This window comes from Streptomyces sp. HUAS 31, from assembly GCF_028198125.1.
Lineage (GTDB): Bacteria > Actinomycetota > Actinomycetes > Streptomycetales > Streptomycetaceae > Streptomyces > Streptomyces chartreusis.
Genome location: NZ_CP116353.1, coordinates 1,827,525 through 1,852,408, shown reverse-complemented (window position 1 = coordinate 1,852,408; position 24,884 = coordinate 1,827,525). Strand labels below are relative to the sequence as shown.

The following is a 24,884-nucleotide window of genomic DNA, read 5'->3' as shown; positions in this document are numbered from 1 at the left end:
TCGTCGGTTGCGAACGCGGCGCCTGCGTTCGGCGAGAAGTACGGGTAAGCGGTTTCTCGCGTTCAAAGAGCGCACCGGAATTTCCACCGCACCCGACCCGAATTGACGAATCATGCAGCACTCTGCATACTCATGCATGTCAATGCATGGTGAGCGTGCTGAGTGCGCACTAGCCTGACGACCGCCTCCCCGTTTCACGCCACGGGGAGGCGGTGCCACACCCAGACCTCCCGAGGAGCGCAGCGAGTGAGCAGCAACAGCGGTGACGTACGGCTCTGGGGCGGCCGTTTCGCCGACGGTCCCGCCGAGGCCCTGGCCAAGCTGTCCGCGTCCGTCCACTTCGACTGGCGGCTGGCGCCGTACGACATCGCCGGTTCCCGCGCGCACGCGCGCGTGCTGCACAAGGCGGGGCTCCTCACCCAGGACGAACTGACCCGGATGATCGAGGGCCTCGACCGGCTGGAAGCGGACGTGGCCTCCGGCGAGTTCGTCGGCACGATCGCCGACGAGGACGTCCACACCGCCCTGGAGCGGGGCCTGCTGGAGCGCCTCGGCCCGGACCTCGGCGGCAAGCTGCGCGCGGGCCGGTCCCGCAACGACCAGGTCGCGACCCTCTTCCGGATGTACCTCCGGGACCACGCCCGTATCGTCGGCGGCCTGATCGCCGACCTCCAGGACGCACTCGTCGGCCTCGCGGAGGCCCACCCGGACGTGGCCATGCCCGGCCGCACCCACCTGCAGCACGCCCAGCCGGTGCTCTTCGCCCACCACGTCCTCGCGCATGTGCAGTCGCTGTCCCGGGACGCCGAGCGGCTGCGGCAGTGGGACGAGCGCACGGCCGTCTCGCCGTACGGCTCGGGTGCCCTCGCCGGCTCCTCCCTCGGTCTGGACCCGGAGGCGGTGGCGAAGGACCTCGGCTTCGAGCACGGGTCGGCCGCCAACTCGATCGACGGCACGGCCTCGCGTGACTTCGTCGCGGAGTTCGCCTTCATCACCGCGATGATCGGCGTGAACCTCTCCCGGATCGCCGAGGAGGTCATCATCTGGAACACGAAGGAGTTCTCCTTCGTGACCCTGCACGACGCGTTCTCGACGGGCTCGTCGATCATGCCGCAGAAGAAGAACCCGGACATCGCGGAGCTGGCGCGCGGCAAGTCCGGGCGGCTGATCGGCAACCTGACGGGCCTCATGGCCACGCTCAAGGCGCTGCCCCTCGCCTACAACCGTGACCTCCAGGAGGACAAGGAGCCGGTCTTCGACTCCTGCGACCAGCTGGAGGTCCTGCTCCCCGCCTTCACCGGCATGATGGCGACCCTCACCGTCAACCGCGAGCGCATGGAGGAACTGGCCCCGGCAGGCTTCTCCCTCGCCACCGACATCGCCGAGTGGCTGGTCAAGCAGGGCGTCCCCTTCCGGGTCGCCCACGAGGTCGCCGGCGAGTGCGTGAAGGTCGCCGAGGCCGAGGGCAAGGAACTGGACGGCCTGACGGACGAGCAGTTCGCGAAGATCTCCGCCCACCTGACGCCGGAGGTGCGCACGGTCCTCAACGTGCCGGGTGCCCTGGCCTCCAGGAACGGCCGCGGCGGCACGGCGCCGAGCGCGGTGGCGGTCCAGCTGGCCGAGGTGAAGCAGGACGTGGCGGCCCAGCACGAGTGGGCGGCGGCCAAGAAGCAGGGCTGAGGGCGACGCCGCCACGCGAACCGCGCTCCGATTGCCAGGGGCATCGCGGGGTACGTTGATCGGAATCCGGTACCGGAGCCGACCGAACGGAGCCCGCGATGCCCTTCGCCCGACTGGCGACAGCAACCACCCCGACCTGCCACATCGGGCTCGGCCTCGCCGCGGTGGGCCGCCCCGGCTATATCAACCTCGGCCGGGAGACCGACCTCGGGGACGACCGCAGCGTCGAATCGCTGCGCACCCGAACCCACGAACTCCTCGACGCCGCCTACGCCCAGGGCGTCCGCTACTTCGACGTCGCCCGTTCCTACGGCCGCTCGGAGGAGTTCCTCGCCGACTGGCTCAATGCCCGCCCCGCGTTCGACGACATCGTCGTGGGCAGCAAATGGGGCTACACCTACACCGCGGACTGGACGACCGACGCCGACAAGCACGAGGTCAAGGACCACGGTCTTACGACGTACGAGCGTCAGCGCGCCGAGTCCGCCGAACTCCTCGGCGACCGCCTCGACCTCTACCAGATCCACTCGGTGACCCCGGACAGCCCCGCCCTCACCGACAAGGACCTCCACGCGAGGCTCGCCGAAGCGGCGGCGGCCGGTCTCACCGTCGGCTTCTCCACCAGCGGCCCCGCCCAGGCTGACGCCATCCGTGCCGCCCTCGCGGTGACGGTCGACGGCGAGCCCCTCTTCCGTACCGTCCAGTCGACGTACAACGCCCTGGAGACCTCGGCCGCCCCCGCGCTCGCCGAGGCGCACGACGCCGGGCTCACCGTGATCGTCAAGGAGGGCATGGCCAACGGGCGGCTCGCGGACCCGTACGCGCCTGACGCGCTGAAGGCCGTGGCCGAGGAGGTCTCCCTGGGCTGCGACGCCGTCGCGCTCGCCCTGATCCTGCGCGAGCCCTGGGCCGGCGTGGTCCTCTCCGGTGCCGCGACGACCGTCCAGCTCGTGTCCAACCTGCACGCCGCCGCCGTGGACCTCGACGAGGCCCAGCTGGAGCGGCTCGCCGCTCTGGCCGAGGAGCCGGGCGCGTACTGGGAGCGGCGCGGGCAGCTGCCCTGGCACTGACGTAGAACCCCGTTGATCAGCGGCTATGAGTCACGCATGCCCAATGTGAGACATCAATGTCTCACATGCGCTACTCTTGTCTCATGGCCGTCGATCGTGATCATGTGCTGCGCACCGCCGCGGCCCTGCTGACCCGCAAAGCCACCGCGACCATGGACGAGGTCGCCAAGGCCGCCGGGATCAGCCGCGCCACCCTGCACCGGCACTTCGCCGGGCGTGACGCGCTGGTGCGGGCCCTGGAGTCGCTCGGCATCGCCGAGTGCGAGTCCGCGCTGGACGCCGCCCGCCCGGACGAGGGGCCGGCCCGGGACGCCGTGCACCGACTGGTCCGCGAGATCGAGCCCTCGGCCGGACTGCTCGCCTTCCTCTACACGGAGAACCAGCTGTTCGAGGGCGAGGAGCAGAACGCGGGCTGGGCGCGGATCGACGAACGCATCGCCGCGCTCTTCCGACGCGGCCAGCAGAGCGGCGAGTTCCGCATCGACCTCAGCGCGGTCTGGCTCACCGAGGCGCTCTACGGCCTGCTCGGCTCCGGAGCCTGGGCGGTCGCCGAGGGCAGGGTCGCCCGCAACGACTTCACGCACATGATCGTCGAGCTGCTGCTCGGCGGCGCACTACGTCACCCCGCACAACCGAGAGAGGAATCATGACCAGCACCGTGCAGACGGCGAACCCGACCGAGGCGGTGACGAAGCGCCCCGGCCGTTGGCTGGCGCTGTCCGTCCTCGTGCTCGCCGTGCTGCTGGTGGCCGTCGACGCGACCGTCCTCGGCCTTGCGACGCCCTACATCAGCGAGGACCTGAAGCCCTCCGGCACCCAGCTCCTGTGGATAGGCGACGTCTACTCCTTCGTGATCGCCGGTCTGCTCGTCTCCATGGGCAGCCTCGGTGACCGCATCGGCCGTAAGCGGATCCTGCTCGTCGGCGCCACGGCGTTCGGCGCGATATCCGTGTTCAACGCGTATGCGACGACCCCGGAGATGATGATCGTCGCCCGGGCCCTGCTCGGTGTCGCCGGCGCGACCCTGATGCCGGCGACCCTCGCCCTGATCCGCAACCTCTTCCACGACCCGCGCGAGCGCAGCCTCGCCATCGGCATCTGGGGCGCGACCGCGTCCGCGGGTACCGCCGTCGGCCCGATCGTCGGCGGCTTCCTGCTCGAACACTTCTGGTGGGGCTCGGTCTTCCTGATCAACCTGCCGGTGATGGTGGTCCTGGTCCTCGTCGGCATCAAGCTGCTGCCCGAGTCCCGCAACCCGAGCCCCGGACCGTGGGACCTGATCAGCGTCGTTCTGTCGCTCGTCGGCATGATCGCCGTCGTGTACGCCGTCAAGGAGGCGGCGACCCACGGCTTCACCTCGGTCACGCTGGCCGCGGGCCTGCTGGGCGCGGCCGCGCTGTACGGCTTCGTACGCCGCCAGCTCACCCTGCCGGCCCCGCTGCTGGACATGCGGCTGTTCCGCAGGCGCGGCTTCAGCGGCGCGGTCCTGGCCGACCTGCTGACCATCCTCGGCCTGTCCGGCCTGGTCTTCTTCCTCTCCCAGTTCCTGCAACTCGTGCAGGGCAGGGGTCCGTTGGAGGCGGGCCTCGCCGAACTGCCGGCCGCGATCGGCGCGGTCGTGGCCGGTCTGATCGCCGGTCGTGTGGCCCGCCGCTTCTCGGTACGGGCCGTGGTCTCCGGCGGTCTCGCGGCGATCGGCCTCGCCCTGGCCGTGCTCACCGTGATCGACCGCTCCACGGGCTACCCGCTGCTCGGCACCGCCCTCCTGGTCGTCGGCGTCGGCGCCGGCTTCTCCTTCACGGTGACGTCCGACGTGATCCTCTCCTCCGTACCGAAGGAGCAGGCGGGCGCGGCCTCCGCGGTGTCGGAGACGGCGTACGAGCTGGGCGCGGCGCTCGGCATCGCGGTGCTCGGCTCGATCGTGACCGGCGTCTACCGGGACTTCACCGGCCCGGCGGGCACCCCGCCCGAGGCCCACGAGTCCCTCGGCGGCGCGGTGGAGGCGGCGGCGGGCATGCCGGCCCAGACGTCCGAGGCGATGCTCGACGCGGCCCGCACCTCATTCGTCGACGGCCTGGCGATCGCGGCGGGCGCGGGCGCGGCAGTCCTGCTGGCAGCAGCGGTGGCGGCCTGGTTCCTCCTCAGGGGCCAGCGCCTGGAGAACACCGCGTCGTAGCGAAGTACACGAACGGCGGGCCGCCAAAGGGGCGGCCCGCCGTAGTGACGCCCCATAGGGGCGCGGGGCTGTAACGATGTGCGGCTCCGCCGCATGGGCGCGGCAAGCGCCCCATAGGGGCGCGGGGAACTGCGCGACAAGCCACGACAGCCCCGCAGACGACCGACGGCCGAAAGCCCCACGAACCCCCCGGCCCAACCGGCGGAGCTACGCCGCCTCTTTGGCCTTGCTCGCGTACATGTCCACGTACTCCTGCCCCGACAGCCGCATGACCTCCGCCATCACGGAGTCGGTCACCGCCCGCAGCACGTACCGGTCCCGGTCCATGCCCTCGTACCGGGAGAACTCCATGGCCTCGCCGAACCGCACGGTCACCTTGCGCGGCCGCGGCATGCCCGCCCCGCCCGGCTGGATCTTGTCCGTGCCGATCATGGCGAAGGGCACCACCGGCGCGCCGGTCATCAGCGTCAGCCGGGCGATGCCGGTACGGCCCCGGTAGAGCCGCCCGTCGGGGGAGCGCGTGCCCTCGGGGTAGATGCCGAAGACCTTGCCCTCCTCCAGGATCCGGCGCCCCGTCATCAGCGCCGCCACACCGCCCCGGCCGCCGTCCCGGTCCACCGGGATCATGCCGACGCCGGTGAAGAACCAGGCCATCAGGCGGCCCTTGAAGCCCTTGCCGGTGACGTACTCGTCCTTGCCGATGAACAGCACCTGACGGTCGCAGACCAGCGGAAGGATCATCGAGTCGATGAAGGTGAGGTGGTTTCCGGCCAGGATGACCGGGCCGTCGCCCGGAATGTGCTCGGCGCCCTCCACCTGCGGGCGGAACATCAGGCGCATGATCGGTCCGAGCACTGCCTTGATGAGCGCGAAGCGGGACAACGGGCCCTCCGGTGTCAAGGGATTCGTAGATGTCTGTGCAGGTGAGGACGATACTCGCGGTCCAGGGGGTACCGCACATCGGGTGGGCCGACTTCACCGAGGTCTTACTCGCCGTTGACGCACTTTTACCTGCGGTGACGCGAGGCCGACCCTCCGTAACACGGGCGCAACGTGTGACGGACATCGCTCACGGGCACCCTGTGCGGGTGCCCCGCGGGTCCGCGTCGAATCCGACGCGTCGTCACCTCGCCTTTCTCATGCGACATCCGGAGTCCCCCGCGAGTTACGCCCCAGGTCTCCCCCCTGTCATGGACGCGCACCTACGATCGGCCCGCATCGACGAGGAGAAGGCAGGAAGGGCGCTCATGGGAACCCAGGAGAACGAGCAGACGGCGGTAACCGGACGGCGGAAGCTTCTCGGCGCGGCCGTGCTCGGCGCGGGCAGCGCGGTCCTCGGGCTGTCCGGTACGGCGAAGGCCGCGGAGACCCGGCACGGTGGTGGTGGCGGTGGAGTGAAGAGCCTGCCGAAGCCGACGATCATCGGCCACCGGGGCGCCAGCGGCTACCGGCCCGAGCACACCCTCGGCTCCTACCAGCTGGCCCTCGACATGGGCGCGGACATCGTCGAGGCGGGCGACCTGGTGCCCACCAGGGACGGCCATCTGGTCTGCCGGCACGAGCCGGAGATCGGCGGCACGACCGACGTCGCGGACCACCCCGAGTTCGCCGACCGCAGGAAGACGAAGTCCCTCGACGGCGTCGCCACGACCGGCTGGTTCACCGAGGACTTCACGCTCGCCGAGCTGAAGACCCTGCGCGCGACCGAGCGCATCCCGGTCAACCGCCCGCACAACACCCTCTACAACGGCCGCTGGGAGATCCCCACCTTCGAGGAGGTCCTGCGCTGGCAGGACGAGCAGACCCGCAAACGCGGCAAGCAGGTCTGGATCTACCCCGAGCTCAAGCACCCCACCTACTTCCGCAAGCAGGGCCTCGCCCTGGAGGAGCGGGTCGCCAAGGTGCTGCACAAGTACGGCCGCGACAGGCGGAACTCGCCGGTCATCCTCCAGTCCTTCGAACCGACCAGCATCCAGCGCCTGAACAAGCTGGTCGACAACCCGCTGGTGGTCCTGCTCTCCGGCGCGACCTCCCGCCCCTGGGACTTCGTCGAGACGGGCGACCCGCGCACCGTCGCCGACCTGGTCAAGCCGGCCGGCCTCAGGGAGATCGCCTCCTACGCCCAGGGCATCGGCCCCACCCTGGACCTGGTCATCCCGAAGGACGCGGCCGGCAACCTCACCACGCCCACCACGCTGGTGGCGGACGCGCACAAGGTCGGGCTGATCCTGCACCCCTACACGATGCGCAACGAGAACCCCTTCCTGCCCGCGAACTTTCGCAAGGGCACCGACGCGGACGCCTACGGCGACGTCTTCGGCGCCTACCGGACGTACTTCGCGACCGGTATCGACGGTGTCTTCACCGACAACCCCGACACCGGCCTGCTGGCCCGCGAGGACTTCGTCAACGGCTGAGCCTCCCGCCCCGATTGGGGTGACCGCCGGCCGCCCGGGCAACCTCCGCCCGGGCGGCCGCGTCGTGCCGGATATGAGGGACGACCTGGTTTCCGCCCTGCGCCCGCTGCTCGTCGCGGAGGCCCGTGCCGAGGCACCCGCCTCCGGAGCGGAGCCGGGCGACCTGGAACAGGCGGTCTGGCTCCGCCTCCTGGAACGCCTCGACTCCGACGGCCCGCCCGCCGATCCGCACCGCTGGCTGCGCAGCGCCGTCCGCTTCGAGGCCCGCCGCAGCCGCCGTACGACGCGGCGCGAGCGGCCGTACGAGAGCGAGCCCGCCGCCGACACCGATCGCGACGACCCCGAGCACCTCGCCCTGGCCGCCGCCCGGCACCGGGCCCTGCGCGACGCGGTCCGCCGGCTGCCCGGCCGCTGCCCCCGTCTCATGGAGGCGCTGCTCTCGCCGAACGACCTGACATACCGGGAAATCGCGGGGGAGTTGGGTATCTCACAGGGCAGTCTCGGCCCGGAACGTTCCAGATGCCTGGGATGTCTGCGCCGATTGCTCACGCCGGAGGTTGCGGCCCGCAGTGCGCGGGGATAGGAGTGGGGGACAACAGGCGATCAGGTGAGCGGGAGGCGTGCGCACATGGGCATGAGCGTGACCATCTCTGCGGCGACCGAGCGGGACGCGGAGCAGATCTTCAGGTTGCAGTACCTGTGCTTCCAGAGCGAAGCGGCGCTGTATGGCAACTACCGCATCGACCCGCTCGTCCAAACCCTGGACTCGGTCCGTGCCGAGGTGACCGGGGACTGCGTCTTCGTGGCACGGCTCGGCGAAGAGGTGGTCGGCTCGGTGCGCGGCAGCGTCACCGCGGACGGCGCCGCCGCCATCGGCAAGCTCATCGTTCACCCCCGCCTCCAGGGCCACGGCATCGGCGCCAGGCTGCTGCGCGCGGCGGAGGCGGCCCTGACCGAGCAGCGCGGCGCCAAGCGGTTCCGCCTGGAGGCCGGCCACCGCAGCGAGGGCAACCTCCGCCTGTACCGCAAGGTCGGCTACGAGGCGGTGGGCACGTCCAAGGGCGCGGACGGCGTCCCGATGATCGTCCTGGAGAAGCAGGCCGGGGTATACGCGACAACAGCGTGACTGCGACGCCCTGTCTTAGGGGCGCGGGGAACTGCGCGACAAGCCACGACGAGCGGTGGGCCGCCTGAGAACCTCAGGCGGCAGCCTCGTGAGGCGCACGCCTGCGCAGCCAAAACAGCGCGGTCACGGGCAAGAGCACCGGAATGAACAAGTACCCCATGCCGAAGTCCGACCACACGGTCGCATCGGGGAACGCCGACGGCTCGACCAACGTCCACGTGCCGATCGTCAGTACGCCCAGCAACTCCGCGGCGCAGCACACCAGCGCAGCCCTGCGGGCCTTCTCCCCACCCCTGACGAGCGTGTACGTGATGAACCCGTACACGATGCCCGCCACCGCCGACAGCGAATAGGCGAGCGGCGCCCGGTCGAACTCCGTCGCGATCTGGTACGCCGACCGCGACACGGCCCCGACGACCATCACGCCGTACAGCCACACCAGCAGCACCCCGGGCCCGCTGATCAGCCGCGTCGGCCTGTCCTCGCTCACGGCCACCTCAGCCTCCCCAGATGTCATAGAGCCGTACCTCCAGCACGGCCAGCACCACACCGCCGGCGGCGACCGTCACCGAACCCCACTTGGACCGCTCGGCCAGCGACATGAAGCCGGCGGCGGGCACACACGCGAACGACCCCAGCAGATACGCCACGAAGATCGTCGTGCCCTGCTCCGGCTTCTCGCCCCGCGCCAGCTGCACGATCCCGACCACCAGCTGCACCAGGGCCAGCAGCGTCACCACGGCCATCCCGATGAAGTGCCAGTCCTTGGTGGGCTGGTCACGGTAGGCCGCCCAGCCGCACCAGGCGGCGAGCAACAGCGCGGCGACCCCGGTCACCAGCGTCAGGGCATCAAACATGCGGCGAGCCTATTACGGCCCAAAAGACCTGATGCGGCCGCCCCCGGACGGCACCGTAGGGTCGGGGGCATGAAGATCCGTGCACATGCCCTCCTTTTCGACAACGACGGCACTCTCGTCTCCTCCCTCGCCTCCGTGGACCGCTGCTGGGCGCGGTGGGCCGAGGAGTACGGGATCACGGAGGAGTTCGGCCGGGTCGAGCTGCACGGACGTCCGGCCGTCGAGATAGTCGCCGAACTGCTGCCCGCCGACGTCGTGCCTCAGGCCCTGGCACGCATCGAGGCGATGGAGGTCGAGGACGTGCCGAACGACGGCGTGCAACTGCTGCCCGGCACCAAGGCATTCCTCGACTCCCTGCCCGCCGACCGCTGGGCCGTGGTCACCTCCGCCACCCGCCGCCTCGCCGAGGCCCGGCTCGACGCCGTCGGCATCCTCCCCAAGACGATGATCACCGCCGACGACATCACCCGCGGCAAGCCCGACCCCGAGCCCTACCTCCTCGCCGCCCGTGAACTGGGCGTCGACCCGGCCGACTGCGTCGTCTTCGAGGACGCCCCCGCCGGTCTCGCGGCCGGTCGCGCCGCCGGCATGACCACCGTGGCGTTGACCACAACCCACCAGGCCGACGAGGTCGACGCCGACCTCGTCGTGAAGGACCTGTCGGCCCTGTCCGCGCTGGTCAGCGACGGGCGAGTGGAGATCTCCGTCCGCGACTGAGGACTGTCCACCGCTGTCCGCAATGCGGACAGCGGTTCTTGGTCAACGCAATACGTCTGATTTACTGATCGCATGACCACGACGAGCTGCCGCACCACTGCGACCGAGGCGACCATGACGCCCGGTGCTCGTTGTATGTGTCGAATGCGCGCCTTCTAGAGGGCCCCCGCACCACTCCTGAGCCTCGCGCCCCGAAGCGAGCCGCCGTGGCACGTCCGTACGCCTGACGCCGTACGAGACCGAGTTGCCCGCGCATGACTTCCCTCCCGTACCAGGGCACACCCACGCCCGCGTACTCGACAGTGACGGAACCCCCTGTGATCACGACATCAGGCCTGACCAAGGTCTATCGCTCACGCGGCCGCGAGGTCACCGCCCTCGACGGCGTCGATCTGCACGTCCGCGAAGGCGAGGTGTACGGCGTCATCGGCCAGTCCGGCGCCGGCAAGTCCTCGCTCATCCGCTGCGTCAACCTGCTGGAGCGCCCCACCTCCGGCACGGTGACCGTCGCCGGACAGGACCTCACCGCCCTCGCCGGACGCGGCCCCCGGGCCGGCAAGGAACTGCGGCAGGCGCGCAGCCGTATCGGCATGGTCTTCCAGCACTTCAACCTGCTGTCCTCCCGGACGGTCCAGGACAACGTCGAGCTGCCGCTCGAGATCCTCGGCAGGTCGGGCAAGGAGCGCTCCCGCAAGGCGCTCGAACTCCTCGACCTCGTGGGCCTCGCGGACAAGGCCAAGGCCTACCCCGCCCAGCTCTCCGGCGGTCAGAAGCAGCGCGTCGGCATCGCCCGCGCCCTCGCCGGCGACCCCAAGGTGCTGCTCTCCGACGAGGCCACCAGTGCCCTCGACCCGGAGACCACCCGCTCCATCCTCCAGCTGCTGCGCGACCTGAACCGGCAGCTGGGCCTGACCGTCCTGCTCATCACCCACGAGATGGACGTCGTGAAGTCGATCTGCGACTCGGCCGCGCTGATGGAGAACGGCCGCGTCGTCGAGTCAGGCACCGTCAGCGAGCTGCTCGCGACGCCCGGCTCCGAGCTGGCCTCGGCGCTCTTCCCGGTCGCCGGTGAAGCCTCCGCGGACGACCGCACCGTCGTCGACGTCACCTTCCACGGCGAGGCCGCCACCCAGCCGGTCATCTCCCAGCTCGCGCGGACCTACAACATCGACATCTCCATCCTCGGCGCCGCCATCGACACCGTCGGCGGCCTCCAGGTCGGCCGGATGCGCATCGAACTGCCCGGCCGCTACGAGGACAACGTCGTGCCGATCGGCTTCCTGCGCGAGCAGGGCCTCCAGATCGACGTACTGGGCCAGGAGCCCGTTCTGCTGAAGGAAGGTGCCAAGTGACCTGGTCCGAGATGCAGCCCCTGCTGGAGCAGGCGTGTTGGGACACCCTCTACATGGTCGGCTGGTCCACCCTCATCGCCGTGGTCGGCGGCCTGCCGCTCGGCATCCTGCTGGTCCTCACCGACCGGGGCGGCCTGCTCCAGAACGTCCTCGCCAACAAGGTCATCGGGCAGATCGTGAACGTCGCCCGGTCGATGCCGTTCATCATCCTGATGGTCGCGCTGATGAGCTTCACGCGCTGGGTCACCGGGACGACCATCGGCCGTGAGGCCGCCATCGTGCCGCTCGCCATCGGCGCCATCCCGTTCTTCGCGCGCCTGGTCGAGACGGCCGTCCGTGAGGTGGACGGCGGGCTCGTCGAGGCCGTGCAGTCGATGGGCGGGAACACCTGGACCGTGGTGCGCAAGGTCCTCGTGCCCGAGTCCCTGCCGTCCGTCATCGCCAGCACCACGACCACGATCGTCGCCCTCATCGGCTACTCCGCCATGGCCGGCACGGTCGGCGCGGGCGGCCTCGGCGACATCGCCATCCGCTACGGCTTCCAGCGCTTCGAGACCGAGCTGATGTGGATCACCGTCGCGATCCTCGCCGTCGTCATCTCCCTCATCCAGTCCGCCGGCGACTACGCGGCCCGCTCCCTGCACCGCCGCGGCGGCCAGTCGGGCCCGGCGCCGAAGCTGCGGCTGCTGAAGGCATCCACGGCCACCGGCAAGACCGTCTGAGCTCCCCAGATCTCCCCGTAACACCACCACGGGGTCGCACCACCATAAGGAAAGGCACTTTTCGTGCGTAACACCGCCAAGATCACCACTGCCGTCCTCGCCGCCGGAGCCCTCACCCTCGGGCTCAGCGCCTGCGGCTCGGACGAGGACTCCGGCTCCGACGCGAGCGCCCCGCTGAAGGTCGCCGCCACGCCCACCCCGCAGGGCGAGATCCTTACCTACATCAAGGACAACCTCGCGAAGAAGGCCGGCCTCGAACTCGAGGTCAAGGAGTTCACCGACTACGTGACGCCGAACACGGCCGTCCAGCAGGGTGAGGTCGACGCCAACTACTTCCAGCACCAGCCGTACCTGGACGACTTCAACAAGAAGAACGGCACCGACATCGTCGCCGTGCCGAACGCCACGGTGCACCTGGAGCCGCTCGGCGTGTACTCCCAGGGCGTCAAGAAGCTGGCGGACCTGAAGAAGGGCGCCACCGTCGCCCTGCCGAACGACACCACCAACGAGGCCCGCGCGCTGAAGCTGCTCGAGGCCAACGGTGTCATCAAGCTCAAGGCAGGCGTCGGCTACGCGGCGACCCCGAAGGACATCGCCTCCAACCCGAAGGACCTTCAGTTCAAGGAGCTGGAGGCGGCCCAGCTGCCGCGCTCCCTCAGCGACGTCGACGCCGCCGTCATCAACGGCAACTACGCGCTCGAGGCCGACCTCAGCCCGGCCAAGGACGCCATCGCCGCCGAGTCGCCCAAGGACAACCCGTACGGCAACTTCCTCGCCGTGAAGAAGGGCAACGAGGACGACCCGCGCGTCGAGAAGCTCGCCAAGCTGCTGACCTCGCCCGAGGTGAAGAAGTTCATCGAGGACAAGTACGACGGTGCGGTCGTCGCGGCGTTCTAAGAGGTCAAGCGTTATCTGACGGTGCGTTTACCGCGTATCGCCACGCACGGGGTCCACTCCTTCACTTGGTGTGGACCCCGTGGTGCAGTTCAGTGCTTTCATGCTGCATGCTGGGCAGTTCAGCAGGCCTTGAACGTTCGTCGAAGGTTACGGAGCGTCGCATGACTAGCACCTTCCCCAACATCTCCATCAGCACGGAGCGGTTGGTGCTGCGTCCCCTCGACGAGGACGACGTGCCCGCGCTGGCCGAGATGATGAACGACGAACAGGTCGGCGCCTGGACCGACGTCCCGCAGCCCTTCACCGAGGAGGGCGCCCGCACCTGGATCGCCGACTACGCCCCGACGGAACGCGAGTCCGGCCGCGGACTCGACCTCGCCGTCACCGAGTTCCTCACCCAGCGCCTGGTCGGCGTCGTCCAGCTGACGAAGACGAACTGGCATGTGCGTGCCACCGAGTTGTCGTACATCGTCGCCCCCTGGGCCCGCGGCGAGGGGTACGCCTCCGAGGCCGCGCTCGCCACCGCGCAATGGCTGTTCACCGACCAGAAGTTCGAGCGCATCGAGCTGCGCACGGCCGCCGACAACACCGCCTCCCAGCAGGTCGCCCAGAAGATCGGCTGCATCAGCGAGGGAGTCCTGCGCAACGCGTGCATAGCGCACGTCCGCACGGACGACGGCACCTGGGCCGACGTACGCACCGACTTCATCGTGTGGAGCCTCCTGCCGGAGGACCTCGACGGCGCCGGTGAGCAACTGGCCGACAGTGGCGGCTTCACGTCGTTCGGCGAGTGGAACTGACGAAAAACGAACCCGTCGGCGGGGTCGGTGCCGAGCCGCTGACCAGGTACCCTCACGGAGCCTGCCCCTCGGGCTGCCCTGCAACGACCTGCGCAAACCCTGGAGACTGACGACGATGGCCGACCGCGTCACGGTGATCGGCTGGGACGGCTCGCCGCTGACCGCCGCGGCCCGCTCAGCCCTCGGCGCCGCCACGCTCGTGGCCGGTGCCGCCCACCACCTGGCGCTCCCCGAGGTGCCGCCCAACGCCGAGCGCATCCGCCTCGGCAGCGTCTCCCTCGCCGCCCGCCGCATCGCGGGCCACCGCGGCACCGCGGTCGTACTGGCCGACGGCGACCCCGCCTTCTTCGGCGTCGTACGAACCCTGCGCGCGCCCGAGTTCGGCCTGGAGGTCGAGGTCGTCCCCGCCGTTTCCTCGGTCGCCGCCGCCTTCGCCCGCGCCGGCATGCCCTGGGACGACGCACAAGTGGTCGTCGCACACCGGCGCACCCTGCGACGCGCGGTGAATGTGTGCCGCGCCCACACCAAGGTCGCCGTCCTCACCTCACCCGGCGCCGGCCCCGCCGAACTCGGGCTGCTCCTGGAGGGCGTCCACCGAACCTTCGTGATCTGCGAGGAACTGGGCACCGAGCGGGAACAGGTCACCGTCGTCACCTCCGACAAGGCCGCCGACCACACCTGGCGCGACCCGAACGTCGTCATCGTCATCGGCGGCCACGCCGGCACCGCGGAGGCCGGGGAGTGGATCGCCGGCCGCGACCCGAGCGCCGGCCCGCGCGGCTGGACACTGCCCGCCGAGTCCTACGGCGGTCTCATGAGCGAGAGCGAACTCGAACCGCTGCGCGCCGCCCAACTCGCCCGCCTCGGCCCGCGCGTCGGCGACCTCGTGTGGGACATCGGCTGTGCCAGCGGTGCCTTCGCCACCGAGGCCGCCCGGGCCGGCGCCGCCGTCATCGCCGTCGACCGCGACCCGCAGGCATGCACCCGCACCGAGGCCAACGCACGCGCGTTCGGCGTCCAGCTCCAGATCGTCAACGGCACCGCCCCGCACGTCCTGGAGAACCTCCCCGAGCCGGACGTCGTCCGCGTCGGGGGCGGGGGAGCGGCCGTCGTATCCGCCGTCGCCGACCGGCGCCCGCAGCGCATCGTCACGCACGCCGCGACCCGCGACGACGCCGAACTCATCGGCCGCGGCCTCTCCGAACACGGCTACGACGTCGAGTGCTCCCTCCTCCAGTCCGTCGAACTCGACACCCGGGCCTGGACGGAGCGCGAGCGCAGCGTCGCCTTCCTGCTCACCGGGCAGTTGGGACCGCGCCCGACGCCTCGCTGAGCAACGCCGGTCGGGCGACGGGCGGACACCGCCCGATCGCACGGTGTGACCGTCCACCCTCCCCGTGATCCTGTTGTCGTACCGCGCGCGGTAGGCTGGCCGATCGTTGTACCGCACTCGGTCGCCCGGCTATTCGTCGGTCAATGTCCGGAAAAACATGCCCCGTTTGGGGTGGGTGTGGTACGGCGAAACCGGAGGACGCGCAACGTGGCGCAGTCCACATCGGCCTGTCGCGGATCAAGCTGTCGCGACGGACGAATGACCACGACAATGCCACTCAATGGCTTTGTCGCCTTTTTGGGACGGGTCGTTCGTGCCGCTGGGCAAGCACGCTCGTTCTTCACTGCGGGGGCGGTCGGTGCGCCGTTCCCGGTGAGCTGGTCGTATAAGCACTAACCGATGGGCGAGGGGTACGCATGACCGACACCGGCCAGGTCCCGGGCGAGGGACTGCCGGAGAGCGCAGGCACGGTGGAGCAGCCGGGCGCCCCCGCGGCGCACGGTACGTACACCTACCTCTCCGAGACCACCGCCGAGGACGAAGACCTCCTGCTGCCCGGCACCCAGGGTGCCTGGGGCAACGAGGTCGCCCCACCCATGCCGGAGCCGGTCGTCGAGGCACTGCACGAGCCGGGCGCGCACGAGATGTCCGGCCGCGACAGCGGCTCGGTCGACCTCAGTGCCGTCCGCCTCCCGGGTCCGACGGCTCCCACGTCGCCGATCCCGCCGATCACCCCGCGGCGCCCCCTGCACCTCGGCCCGCCCATCCCGGACGCCTCCGCGAGCCCGGTCCGCTCCCTCGCCGACCGCGGCGCCGTCGGCGCACCTGTCCGCCAGGCCGGCCCGGTCCCGGTGAGCCCCGAGTACCTCGACCCCACGGTCCCGCAGCCGGCGGCACCCTGGGGCGCCGCCGCCCAGCCTCCGGCCCCCGGGCCGTCGAGCATGGAGGCGTCGGCTGCCGAAACGGTTATGCCCACGGAGCAGCCTGTCGGAGTGGCGCAGGCGGCCGTGGCTCGGGTGGCCGGGTCCGCTCCGCAGGAGGGTGTGTACGCGGGGCAGGAGCCGGCTGTTGTTGCTGCTGCCGGTGTCGCGCCGGTTGCCGAGGCGGTGCCCGGTCACGACGCTGCGCAGGGGCCCGGGGCCTCGGGTGCGGCGGAGGTCAACGGGGCTGTTGCGGGTGCCGCCGAGGGTGTGGGAATGGTGCCCGCTGTCGCCGGTGACTCGGTCACCGGTGGGGGCGAGGCCGCTGACGCCGCGCCGGTGAACGTGGCCGTGCCGACTGCTGGGCCCGTGCCCGGCGGGGACGGTGGCCAGGAGGTTCCGGGCGTCGGTGAGGCGTCGGAGGGTGACGCTGAGACCGGACCGGGTCCGGTCGGTGCCGAGGGCGCCGAGGTCGCTGGGGTTGTCGAGGTTCCGGAGGCTGCCGAGCCTCTCGTGGCCGCTGAAGCGCCGGCCGGCGAGGCCGTTCCGGTCGCTGAGGCCGCGCAGGTCGCTGACGGCTCCGTGCCTGAAGCTGCCCAGCCTTCCGAGGCGCCCGCGGCCCAGGCCGGCGACGTGATCGCCGATGCGGGCCAGGTGGCCGAAGGCACCGCCGGGGATGTCGCTCAGGTTGCCGAGGCCGCCGCGGCTGACGCTGCCCAGGTTGCCGGGGCCCATGCCGCTGAGGTCGGTCACATGGCCGGGGCCCATGCCGCTGAGGTCGGTCACATGGCCGAGGCCCAAGCCGCTGAGGCCGGTCACATGGCCGACGCTCCCGCCTCCCAGGGCCGGCCGCTTCCCGAGGCTGCGGCTCCCGACGCCGCACAGGTTCCAGGTGCTCCCACTGCCGGCGCCGCACAGGTTCCCGGGGCCCCCGAGGGTGCCCAGGCCCCCGACGCCGTAGCCTCCGCCTCCGCCGAGGCCCCCGCACAGATGATTGCCGAGTCCCACGCCCCGCAGCCCGTCCTCGCTCCGGAGGCCGTTCTGCCACCTGAGGGAGCACTGCCGCCCGAGGCCGCTCAGTTCCCGGAAGCCGCGCAGTTCCCCGAAGCCGCACAGGCTCCCGAAGCGGCTCAGCACCCCGAGGCCGCCCAAGCCCTCCCGGACGCCTCTCAGGCCCGCCAGCTCGTGGACGCCGAGCACGTCGCTGCGGCCCCGCAGCCGGCCGACGCCGTCGCCGCGCCCACCGACGGCACCCCCGCGGCCGTAGCCCCCGAAGCGATCCCGCAGCCCACGGACGCGGATCAACCCGCCCAGCAGGACGTACCCGCCGTTCCGGCCGAGCTGCCCGCCCAGGAGCCGCAGCAGGCATCGGCCCCCGAGGCCGTCCTGGCCGCCGATCTCGCATCGGCCCCGGAGGTCGTCCCGGACGCCAATCTCGCGCCGGCTCCCGAGGTCGTCCCGGACGCCGGCCTCGCGCCTGCACCCGAGGCCCTCCCGGACGCCACCCCTGCACAGGCTCCCGGAGCCGTCCCCGCGCAGGCCCAGCAGAACCCCACGCAGGACGGAGTTCCGGTGAACGCCGACGCCGACCCCGCCGCCCAGGCCACGGACGCGAGCGCGCCCGCCGCCGACGCGGAAGCCCCCGTAGCGGATCCCGCGGCTGAGGCCGACCCGACGGCCCTCGCGGCCCCGGCACCCGACGCCGCTCTGTCGGCTCCGCTCCCGGATGTCCCGCAGACCCCGGACGGCGAACCGGCCGCAGCCTCCCAGCCGACCGCCGCGGTGCCGCAGCCCCTCGCCGCCGCAACCGTCGGCCCGGACACGACCGAGCCCCCCGCGACCCCGGCCGAGACCTCCGAGTCGTTCGTCGCCGAGCCCGCGGGCCCCCAGCTCCGGTCCCAGCCCCACCCCGCGCAACTCGCCGAGGACCCGGCCCGACCGGGCGTCGAGCCCACGGCGTCCGCCGAGGCCGAGCCCGTCACGGTGCTGCCGAGCGGCATCCCGCAGGAGTCCGCGCCCGGCCGGCCGCTGGGCCGGTTCGTGCCGGTCGAGGGCTCGGTGCCGACCACCCCGCACCTCGCCCCGACCCCGCCGCAGCCGATCGTGCTGCCGGTGGCGGAGGGGACCGGCCCCGCCGCCACGGTGCCCGCACCCCGGGACGGCGAACCCGAACTCGTACAGCACGCCGACGACCTGGACACCCGGGCCGCCGATCAGGAAGACCAGGAAGAGCAGGCGGAAGAGAGCACGGCCGTGGTCGAGGAAACACGACAGCCCACCGGTCCGGCGGCGCCCGCCTACGACGACGCCGAACGCGCGGCCGTCCTCAAGGTCATGCGCGAGCGCCGCGACATCCGCAACGGCTTCCGCAGCGACCCGATCCCGCACGAGGTCCTGCTCCGGGTCCTGGAGGCCGCCCACACCGCGCCCTCCGTCGGCCACTCCCAGCCCTGGGACTTCGTCGTCATCCGCTCCGCGGACACCCGGCGCACCATGCACGAGCTGGCGATGCGTCAGCGCGACGCCTACGCCAAGTCCCTTCCCAAGGGCCGGGCCAAGCAGTTCAAGGAACTGAAGATCGAGGCCATCCTCGACACCCCGGTGAACATCGTCGTCACCGCCGACCCGACCCGCGGCGGCCGCCACACCCTCGGCCGGCACACCCAGCCGCAGATGGCCCCGTACTCCGCGGCGCTCGCCGTCGAGAACCTCTGGCTCGCCGCGCGCGCCGAGGGCCTCGGCGTCGGCTGGGTCAGCTTCTTCGACGAGCGCGAGATGGTCCGCGCGCTGGGGCTGCCCGAGCACCTGGAGGTCATCGCCTACCTGTGCGTCGGGTACGTCGACGAGTTCCCGGACGAGCCCGAGCTGCTCCAGGCCGGCTGGTCCAAGCGCCGCCCGCTGTCGTGGGTCGTCCACGAGGAGACGTACGGCCGTCGCGCCCTGCCCGGCGAGGAGCCGCACGACCTGCTCGCCGAGACCGTCGCCCAGATCCGCCCGCTGGACGCCAAGGCGCTCGGCGAGGCCTGGGAGCGGCAGAAGCGGATGACGAAGCCGGCGGGCGCGCTCGGCATGCTGGAGATCATCTCCGCGCAGTTGTCCGGGCTCTCGCGCCAGTGCCCGCCGCCCATCCCGGAGCCCGCGGCCGTCGCGATCTTCGCCGGTGACCACGGCGTGCACGCCCAGGGCGTCACCCCCTGGCCCCAGGAGGTGACGGCCCAGATGGTCGCCAACTTCCTCGGCGGCGGCGCGGTCTGCAACGCCTTCGCAGGGCAGGTGGGCGCCGAGGTGTGCGTCGTCGACGTCGGCGTCGCGGCCGACCTCCCGGCCACCCCTGGCCTGCTGCCCCGCAAGGTCCGCGCGGGCACCTCGGACATGACGACCGGCCCCGCGATGACCCGCGAGGAGGCCAAGCAGGCCATCGAGGTCGGCATCGAGACCGCCCGCGACCTGGTGGCGGCCGGCAACAAGGCGCTGCTGACCGGCGAGATGGGCATCGCCAACACGACCGCGTCGGCCGCCCTGATCTCCGTCTTCACGGGCGCGGACGCCGCCGAGGTCACCGGCCGCGGCACCGGCATCAACGACGAGACGCTGGCCCGCAAGACCGAGGTCGTGCGCCGCGCGATCGAGGTCCACCAGCCCGACCCGGCCGACCCCATCGGCGTCCTCGCCGCGATCGGCGGTTTCGAGCACGCCGCGCTCGTCGGCCTCCTGCTGGGCGGCGCGTCGCTGCGTACGCCGGTGATCCTCGACGGCGTCAGCGCCGGTGCCGCCGCCCTGGTGGCCCGCGCGATCGCCCCCGAGGTCCTCGCGGCCTGCATCGCGGGCCACCGCAGCGCCGAGCCCGGTCACGTGGCCGCCCTGAACAAGCTGGGCCTGCGCCCGCTGGTCGACCTCGACCTCCGCCTCGGCGAGGGCACGGGCGCCCTCCTCGCCCTCCCGCTGGTGCAGAGCACGGCGCGGGCGATGCACGAGGTGGCGACGTTCGACTCGGCCGGGGTCACCGAGAAGTAGCCGCGTGACTGGGGACCCGGGGAGTGCACCCCGGGTCCCCAGTCACGTCGCCGTCCGCGCCCAGCCACCGGACACCCGCACCGTCAGAACCGCCCGCAGCATAAAATCCGCACGTCAGGGCATCGCACCGCCGCCGCAAAAGGGAGCCGCACCCTCATGGCCGAAAATCCCGCCTACCCCGTAGGCCTCCGCCTCACCGGCCGCCGGGTCGTCGTCCTCGGCGGCGGCCAGGTGGCCCAGCGCCGCCTCCCGGCCCTGGTCGCGGCGGGCGCCGACATCCTCCTGGTGTCCCCCGAGGCGACCCCGTCGGTCGAGGCGATGGTGGACGCGGGCGAGGTCACCTGGCACCGGCGCCGCTACGAGGACGGCGACCTCGCCGACGCCTGGTACGCCCTGATCGCCACCAGCGACCACGAGGCCAACACCGCCGCCTCCGCCGAGGCCGAGCGCCACCGCGTGTGGTGCGTCCGCTCCGACGACGCCGACGCGGCCACCGCGTGGACCCCGGCCACCGGCCACAGCGAGGGCGTCACGGTCGCCGTCCTCACCACCGACGCACGCGGCCGCGACCCCCGCCACACCGCCGCCATCCGCGACGCCGTCGTCGAGGGCCTGCGTGACGGCACCCTCGTCGCCCCGCACCACCGCACCCGCACGCCCGGCGTCGCCCTCGTCGGCGGCGGCCCCGGCGACCCGGACCTGATCACCGTGCGCGGCCGCCGTCTGCTCGCCGAGGCCGACGTCGTCATCACCGACCACCTGGGCCCGCGCGACCTGCTCGCCGAACTGCCGCCCAGCGTCGAGGTGATCGACGCGGCGAAGCTGCCGTACGGCCGTTTCATGGCCCAGGAGGCCATCAACAACGCGCTGATCGAGCACGCCAAGCAGGGCAAGTCCGTGGTCCGCCTCAAGGGCGGCGACCCCTTCGTCTACGGCCGTGGCATGGAGGAGGTCAACGCGCTCGCCGAGGCCGGCGTCCCGTGCACGGTCGTGCCCGGCATCTCCAGCTCCATCTCGGTCCCGGGCGCCGCCGGCATCCCGGTCACCCACCGGGGCGTCGCCCATGAGTTCACCGTGGTCAGCGGCCACATCGCCCCCGACGACGAGCGTTCCCTGGTCGACTGGCCGTCGCTCGCCAAGCTGACCGGCACACTGGTCATCCTCATGGGCGTCGGCACCATCGGGAAGGTCGCCGAGACCCTCGTCGCGCACGGCAAGTCCCCCGACACCCCCGTCGCCCTGGTCCAGGAGGGCACGACGGCCGCCCAGCGCCGCGTCGACGCGACCCTCGCGACGGCGAGCCAGGCGGTGCTCGACCACGAAGTGAAGCCGCCGGCGGTCATCGTCATCGGCGAGGTCGTGAAGGTCGGACCGACCCCTTCCGCGTAACCGCGGGTAACCCAACCCGTCCCGAACCGTTGGCACCGCACCCAGGACAAGGCAGTATCACTCTGTGGCCGATCTCATCACCGTCGATGACCCCACCGACCCGCGCCTGCGCGACTACACGGGCCTGACCGACGTCGAACTGCGCCGCAAGCGCGAACCGGCCGAGGGCCTGTTCATCGCCGAGGGCGAAAAGGTCATCAGACGGGCGAAGGAAGCCGGCTACGAGATGCGGTCGATGCTGCTGTCGGCCAAGTGGGTCGACGTCATGCGCGACGTCATCGACGAGCTCCCGGCCCCGGTGTACGCGGTCAGCCCGGAGCTCGCCGAGCAGGTCACCGGCTATCACGTGCACCGCGGAGCGCTCGCCTCCATGCAGCGCAAGCCGCTGCCGACGGCGACCGAACTGCTCCAGACCGCCCGCCGCGTGGTGGTCATGGAGTCGGTCAACGACCACACCAACATCGGTGCCATCTTCCGCTCCGCGGCCGCCCTCGGCATGGACGCGGTCCTGCTCTCGCCGGACTGCGCCGACCCGCTGTACCGCCGTAGCGTCAAGGTCTCCATGGGCGCGGTCTTCTCCGTGCCGTACGCCCGCCTCGACACCTGGCCCAAGGGCCTCGAATCCGTCCGCGAGGCCGGCTTCACCCTGCTCGCCCTCACCCCCGACGAGAAGGCCAAGACCCTCGACGAGGCCGCCCCGCACCGCATGGACCGGGTCGCGCTGATGCTCGGCGCCGAGGGTGACGGCCTCTCCACCCAGGCCCTGGTCGCCGCCGACGAGTGGGTCCGCATCCCGATGGCCCACGGAGTCGACTCCCTCAACGTCGGCGCGGCGGCCGCGGTCGCCTTCTACGCGGTGGCCACCGGCCGCCCCCGGCTCTAGGACCTGCGCACATGAGCCGGGGTGAGGCCATCGTCGCGGTCCTGCTGCGCGCCGACCGCGTCCTCGCGATCCGCCGCGGCCCGGCCGTCGCACGCCCCGGCTACTGGCAGCCCGTCAGCGGCAGGATCGAGCCGGGTGAGACCCAGCGGGACGCAGTCGCCCGGGAGGTCCACGAGGAGGTCGGCCTCACCGTCGTACCCCTGGCCAAGGTCTGGGAGTCGGAGACCGACGACGGCACCTTCCGCCTGCACTGGTGGACGGCGCGGGCCGAGACCGGCGACGTGGTGCCCGACCCCGACGAGGTCGCAGAGGCCCGCTGGGTCACACCGCGGGAGTTCCTGTCCCTGACCCCGGTCTTCGAGGGCGACCGGGAGTTCTTCGAACGGATCCTGCCCCCGCTCCTCTGACACCGCGCACCCCGGGAAAGACCCCTGCGGGCGCCTACTCCGGAATCTCGAACGTCGAGTCGTACCGCTCGGACATCGTTTCCTGATCCAGCGGCTCGAAGTCCGAGTCCACCTGCTCCTGCTTCGGACGTACGACGTCCCCGTCGCCGTCCCCGCCGAGCCCGCGGTCCGGCCCCTGGCAGCCCTGGGCCGCCGCGATGCCGAGCGCCACGAGCAGCGTCACCACGACGAACACGAACAGCCGCTGCCGGAGCAGCTGGGGGTTGGCGGGCCGCAGCCCCGTCCCCGTGTTCCGGGGAGCGGGCCGTCCGTTGCCGCCGCGCGGGGCGGGCCGGTTGCCGTTGGGGGAGCGGGGCGAGGTGCGCGGACCCGGCATCGGACGGCCCCCGGGGCGGCCCGACGCCGTACCGCTCTGCGGACCGCCGGCACCGCGCTGCGGCGGGGCCGTGTCACGGGCGGGACCGGGGACACGCGGACCGCCGTTGCCCCGCGGCATACCGGTGCCGCGCGTCGGGGGAGTGCCCTGAGCGCGCCGCTGGGCACGCTGCTGATCGGCGTAGGTGTCGGCGAGCCGCCCCGTCGGCCGGTCCGACTCCGGGGAACGCTGGGCAGGCGGGCGTACGTCCGCGAACCCCTGCGCCTCCCGGGCCGCGATCTCCTTCAGCCGCAGCGACAGCTGAAGGGTGCTCGGCCGGTCCTCCGGATCCTTCGCCAGACAGGCCCGCACCAGCGGGGCCAGCGCGTCCGGCACGCCGTGCAGCTGCGCCTCCTCGTGCACGACGCGGTACAGCATCACCTCGGAACTGCCGTGCCCGAAGGGCGAGTCACCCATCGACGCGTACGCCAGCGTGGCGCCCAGCGAGAAGACGTCCGTGGCCGGGGTGACGGCGGCGCCGCGCACCTGCTCGGGGGCGAGGAAGCCCGGCGAGCCGACCGCCGTGCCGACGTGGGTGAGGGTCGAGGCCCCCGTGGCCCAGGCGATGCCGAAGTCGATGATCCTCGGCCCCTTGGGGGACAGCAGGATGTTGGACGGCTTCAGATCCCGGTGCACGACACCGGCCTCGTGGACGGCGACCAGCCCCTCGCTCAGGGCGGCCCCGACGGCGGCGACCTCCGCGGCGCCCAGCGCGCCCTCGTCGGCGACCTTGTCGTGCAGGGAGGGACCGGGCACGTACTGCGTGGCGAACCAGGGGCGCTCGGCCTCGAGATCGGCGGCCACCAGCCGGGCCGTGCAGCCACCGCGGATCCGCCGCGCCGCCGAGACCTCACGAGCGAAGCGCGAGCGGAACTCCTGATCCTCCGCCAGATCGGGCCGGATCACCTTGAGCGCGACCCGCTGCCCCTTCTTGTCGGAGCCCAGGTAGACGACGCCCATGCCGCCCGCGCCGAGCCGTCTGTGAAGCCTGAACGAGCCGACGACGCGCGGGTCCTCGCGCCTCAGGCGCATCATCGCCATGTTCATCCCCGCTGCCCGGTCCGTCTGACGAGCCACAGCTTACGTTTCCGCGGGCCGCCGTGCGCAGAGGCCGCGCCCTCTCGGCCCGACGGATTGTCAGTGGTGGGTGGGAGACTTGAAGGGTGGTCAGAGGGTGGACGAACAGGGCGACTTAGCAGCGAAGGCACCCCCAACCACCCGTGACGAAAGGGGGATTGGGCCCGTGAAGGGTGATCGCGTGGAGATAGTCGTGGACGCCGGGGACACGACGCGCACGTACGAGGTGGTGGCGAGCAGGGCGGGCCGCAGGGTGGAGACGGCGGTGCGTCGAGGTGTCGTGGAAGTGAGCGAAGTCACCCGGTGGGGGTCCCCCCACGCCGTTTAGGCAGTGGGGGAGGGTCCGTGGTGCGTACGGCGCGCTTCATGGCGAACCGGTCCTCGCGCTGGTCGAGCAGCCGATCCCGCGGGAGGACAGCTCGGAGCGGAGCCATGAGAAAGCGGGGCACACCGGGCGTCCCCTCGGGGATGACCCCGAGACCTAGGACCTCGTCTCCACCCAGGGGAGTACTCCGCAGGTCATGGCTCATCCTCCGGGAGGCCCGCCAATCGGTACGAGGGCATGACGTGCCGGGGCGGCCACGCGCCTAGATTTGAGGTCAAGCGGCGGGTGCAGCACTCGTCCCCCGAGG

General features: G+C 71.8%; 21 protein-coding genes and 1 pseudogene. 18 read left to right on the top strand and 4 right to left on the bottom strand.

What is annotated here, in order from left to right; translation table 11 throughout:
* Positions 1 to 246: 246 nt before the first annotated feature.
* The 4 genes from argH (at position 247) to PGH47_RS08030 (ending at position 4,926) form a co-directional block, all read left to right on the top strand.
* Positions 247 to 1,680, top strand: a complete 1,434-nt coding sequence (argH, locus tag PGH47_RS08045) for an argininosuccinate lyase (RefSeq protein WP_271662845.1) — start codon at positions 247 to 249, stop codon at positions 1,678 to 1,680.
* Between the two features lie 98 nt (positions 1,681 to 1,778).
* The gene (locus PGH47_RS08040) at positions 1,779 to 2,750 is read left to right on the top strand and encodes an aldo/keto reductase (RefSeq protein WP_271662844.1); all 972 of its coding nucleotides are present in this window, start codon (positions 1,779 to 1,781) and stop codon (positions 2,748 to 2,750) included.
* An 83-nt stretch (positions 2,751 to 2,833) separates the two neighbouring features.
* Positions 2,834 to 3,400: a TetR/AcrR family transcriptional regulator gene (locus PGH47_RS08035; RefSeq protein WP_271662843.1), complete on the top strand. Its 567-nt coding sequence runs from the start codon at positions 2,834 to 2,836 to the stop codon at positions 3,398 to 3,400.
* A complete protein-coding gene (locus PGH47_RS08030; RefSeq protein WP_271662842.1) occupies positions 3,397 to 4,926 on the top strand; it encodes an MFS transporter in 1,530 nt (509 codons plus the stop codon). Before PGH47_RS08035 ends, PGH47_RS08030 begins: the two co-directional genes overlap by 4 nt.
* Positions 4,927 to 5,133: 207 nt before the next feature.
* Here PGH47_RS08030 and PGH47_RS08025 read toward each other — a convergent pair whose 3' ends face one another.
* Complete coding sequence (locus PGH47_RS08025; protein ID WP_030967672.1) at positions 5,134 to 5,808, bottom strand: lysophospholipid acyltransferase family protein; 675 nt, start codon at positions 5,806 to 5,808, stop codon at positions 5,134 to 5,136.
* A gap of 365 nt (positions 5,809 to 6,173) precedes the next feature.
* Between PGH47_RS08025 and PGH47_RS08020 the strand changes: the two genes are divergently transcribed.
* The 3 genes from PGH47_RS08020 (at position 6,174) to PGH47_RS08010 (ending at position 8,469) form a co-directional block, all read left to right on the top strand.
* The gene (locus PGH47_RS08020; protein ID WP_271662841.1) at positions 6,174 to 7,343 is read left to right on the top strand and encodes a glycerophosphodiester phosphodiesterase; all 1,170 of its coding nucleotides are present in this window, start codon (positions 6,174 to 6,176) and stop codon (positions 7,341 to 7,343) included.
* Positions 7,344 to 7,416: 73 nt separating this feature from the next.
* Entirely contained in the window at positions 7,417 to 7,926 is a 510-nt protein-coding gene (locus PGH47_RS08015; protein ID WP_271662840.1) for a sigma-70 family RNA polymerase sigma factor, read from the top strand.
* A gap of 45 nt (positions 7,927 to 7,971) precedes the next feature.
* Positions 7,972 to 8,469: a GNAT family N-acetyltransferase gene (locus tag PGH47_RS08010; protein ID WP_271662839.1), complete on the top strand. Its 498-nt coding sequence runs from the start codon at positions 7,972 to 7,974 to the stop codon at positions 8,467 to 8,469.
* Positions 8,470 to 8,542: 73 nt separating this feature from the next.
* On the opposite strand, the gene PGH47_RS08005 is transcribed toward PGH47_RS08010, so the two are convergent.
* Together PGH47_RS08005 and PGH47_RS08000 are read right to left on the bottom strand one after the other, a co-directional pair.
* Positions 8,543 to 8,986, bottom strand: a complete 444-nt coding sequence (locus PGH47_RS08005) for a hypothetical protein (protein WP_376056940.1) — start codon at positions 8,984 to 8,986, stop codon at positions 8,543 to 8,545.
* Positions 8,967 to 9,326 carry a hypothetical protein gene (locus PGH47_RS08000; RefSeq protein ID WP_030967677.1) on the bottom strand — a complete coding sequence of 120 codons (360 nt, stop codon included), beginning with the start codon at positions 9,324 to 9,326 and terminating at the stop codon, positions 8,967 to 8,969. Before PGH47_RS08000 ends, PGH47_RS08005 begins: the two co-directional genes overlap by 20 nt.
* Before the next feature lie 69 nt (positions 9,327 to 9,395).
* Between PGH47_RS08000 and PGH47_RS07995 the strand changes: the two genes are divergently transcribed.
* From PGH47_RS07995 to PGH47_RS07950, 10 genes are all read left to right on the top strand, one after another.
* Positions 9,396 to 10,043 carry an HAD family hydrolase gene (locus PGH47_RS07995; protein WP_271662837.1) on the top strand — a complete coding sequence of 216 codons (648 nt, stop codon included), beginning with the start codon at positions 9,396 to 9,398 and terminating at the stop codon, positions 10,041 to 10,043.
* 317 nt (positions 10,044 to 10,360) lie between these two features.
* Positions 10,361 to 11,395, top strand: coding sequence for a methionine ABC transporter ATP-binding protein (locus PGH47_RS07990; protein WP_271662836.1), 1,035 nt, complete (start codon positions 10,361 to 10,363; stop codon positions 11,393 to 11,395).
* The gene (locus PGH47_RS07985) at positions 11,392 to 12,117 is read left to right on the top strand and encodes a methionine ABC transporter permease (RefSeq protein ID WP_030967680.1); all 726 of its coding nucleotides are present in this window, start codon (positions 11,392 to 11,394) and stop codon (positions 12,115 to 12,117) included. The genes PGH47_RS07990 and PGH47_RS07985 overlap by 4 nt, the downstream gene beginning before the upstream one ends.
* A 63-nt stretch (positions 12,118 to 12,180) precedes the next feature.
* Positions 12,181 to 13,014: a MetQ/NlpA family ABC transporter substrate-binding protein gene (locus PGH47_RS07980; protein WP_271662835.1), complete on the top strand. Its 834-nt coding sequence runs from the start codon at positions 12,181 to 12,183 to the stop codon at positions 13,012 to 13,014.
* Positions 13,015 to 13,175: 161 nt separating this feature from the next.
* Positions 13,176 to 13,814: a GNAT family N-acetyltransferase gene (locus PGH47_RS07975; RefSeq protein ID WP_126899330.1), complete on the top strand. Its 639-nt coding sequence runs from the start codon at positions 13,176 to 13,178 to the stop codon at positions 13,812 to 13,814.
* A 115-nt stretch (positions 13,815 to 13,929) separates the two neighbouring features.
* The gene (cbiE, locus tag PGH47_RS07970; RefSeq protein ID WP_126899329.1) at positions 13,930 to 15,147 is read left to right on the top strand and encodes a precorrin-6y C5,15-methyltransferase (decarboxylating) subunit CbiE; all 1,218 of its coding nucleotides are present in this window, start codon (positions 13,930 to 13,932) and stop codon (positions 15,145 to 15,147) included.
* A gap of 416 nt (positions 15,148 to 15,563) precedes the next feature.
* A complete protein-coding gene (gene cobT / locus PGH47_RS07965; protein WP_271662834.1) occupies positions 15,564 to 20,081 on the top strand; it encodes a nicotinate-nucleotide--dimethylbenzimidazole phosphoribosyltransferase in 4,518 nt (1,505 codons plus the stop codon).
* Between the two features lie 156 nt (positions 20,082 to 20,237).
* Positions 20,238 to 21,470, top strand: coding sequence for a uroporphyrinogen-III C-methyltransferase (gene cobA / locus PGH47_RS07960; protein WP_271662833.1), 1,233 nt, complete (start codon positions 20,238 to 20,240; stop codon positions 21,468 to 21,470).
* A gap of 64 nt (positions 21,471 to 21,534) precedes the next feature.
* Complete coding sequence (locus PGH47_RS07955; protein ID WP_030959948.1) at positions 21,535 to 22,353, top strand: TrmH family RNA methyltransferase; 819 nt, start codon at positions 21,535 to 21,537, stop codon at positions 22,351 to 22,353.
* A gap of 11 nt (positions 22,354 to 22,364) precedes the next feature.
* On the top strand, positions 22,365 to 22,760 hold the full coding sequence (locus tag PGH47_RS07950; RefSeq protein ID WP_271662832.1) for an NUDIX domain-containing protein: 396 nt from the start codon (positions 22,365 to 22,367) through the stop codon (positions 22,758 to 22,760).
* Positions 22,761 to 22,794: 34 nt separating this feature from the next.
* On the opposite strand, the gene PGH47_RS07945 is transcribed toward PGH47_RS07950, so the two are convergent.
* On the bottom strand, positions 22,795 to 24,222 hold the full coding sequence (locus PGH47_RS07945) for a serine/threonine-protein kinase (RefSeq protein ID WP_271668005.1): 1,428 nt from the start codon (positions 24,220 to 24,222) through the stop codon (positions 22,795 to 22,797).
* 196 nt (positions 24,223 to 24,418) lie between these two features.
* Here PGH47_RS07945 and PGH47_RS07940 point away from each other — a divergent pair.
* Positions 24,419 to 24,737 (top strand): annotated as a pseudogene (locus PGH47_RS07940) (hypothetical protein).
* The last annotated feature ends 147 nt before the right edge of the window (positions 24,738 to 24,884 follow it).

Coding starts and splice junctions, on each gene's coding strand:
- PGH47_RS08040 (WP_271662844.1), top strand. CDS start 1,779: ATGCCCTTCGCCCGACTGGCGACAGCAACCACCCCGACCTGCCACATC.
- PGH47_RS08035 (WP_271662843.1), top strand. CDS start 2,834: ATGGCCGTCGATCGTGATCATGTGCTGCGCACCGCCGCGGCCCTGCTG.
- PGH47_RS08030 (WP_271662842.1), top strand. CDS start 3,397: ATGACCAGCACCGTGCAGACGGCGAACCCGACCGAGGCGGTGACGAAG.
- PGH47_RS08020 (WP_271662841.1), top strand. CDS start 6,174: ATGGGAACCCAGGAGAACGAGCAGACGGCGGTAACCGGACGGCGGAAG.
- PGH47_RS08015 (WP_271662840.1), top strand. CDS start 7,417: ATGAGGGACGACCTGGTTTCCGCCCTGCGCCCGCTGCTCGTCGCGGAG.
- PGH47_RS08010 (WP_271662839.1), top strand. CDS start 7,972: ATGGGCATGAGCGTGACCATCTCTGCGGCGACCGAGCGGGACGCGGAG.
- PGH47_RS08005 (WP_376056940.1), bottom strand. CDS start 8,986: ATGACATCTGGGGAGGCTGAGGTGGCCGTGAGCGAGGACAGGCCGACG.
- PGH47_RS08000 (WP_030967677.1), bottom strand. CDS start 9,326: ATGTTTGATGCCCTGACGCTGGTGACCGGGGTCGCCGCGCTGTTGCTC.
- PGH47_RS07995 (WP_271662837.1), top strand. CDS start 9,396: ATGAAGATCCGTGCACATGCCCTCCTTTTCGACAACGACGGCACTCTC.
- PGH47_RS07975 (WP_126899330.1), top strand. CDS start 13,176: ATGACTAGCACCTTCCCCAACATCTCCATCAGCACGGAGCGGTTGGTG.
- cbiE (WP_126899329.1), top strand. CDS start 13,930: ATGGCCGACCGCGTCACGGTGATCGGCTGGGACGGCTCGCCGCTGACC.
- cobT (WP_271662834.1), top strand. CDS start 15,564: ATGACCGACACCGGCCAGGTCCCGGGCGAGGGACTGCCGGAGAGCGCA.
- cobA (WP_271662833.1), top strand. CDS start 20,238: ATGGCCGAAAATCCCGCCTACCCCGTAGGCCTCCGCCTCACCGGCCGC.
- PGH47_RS07950 (WP_271662832.1), top strand. CDS start 22,365: ATGAGCCGGGGTGAGGCCATCGTCGCGGTCCTGCTGCGCGCCGACCGC.
- PGH47_RS07945 (WP_271668005.1), bottom strand. CDS start 24,222: ATGAACATGGCGATGATGCGCCTGAGGCGCGAGGACCCGCGCGTCGTC.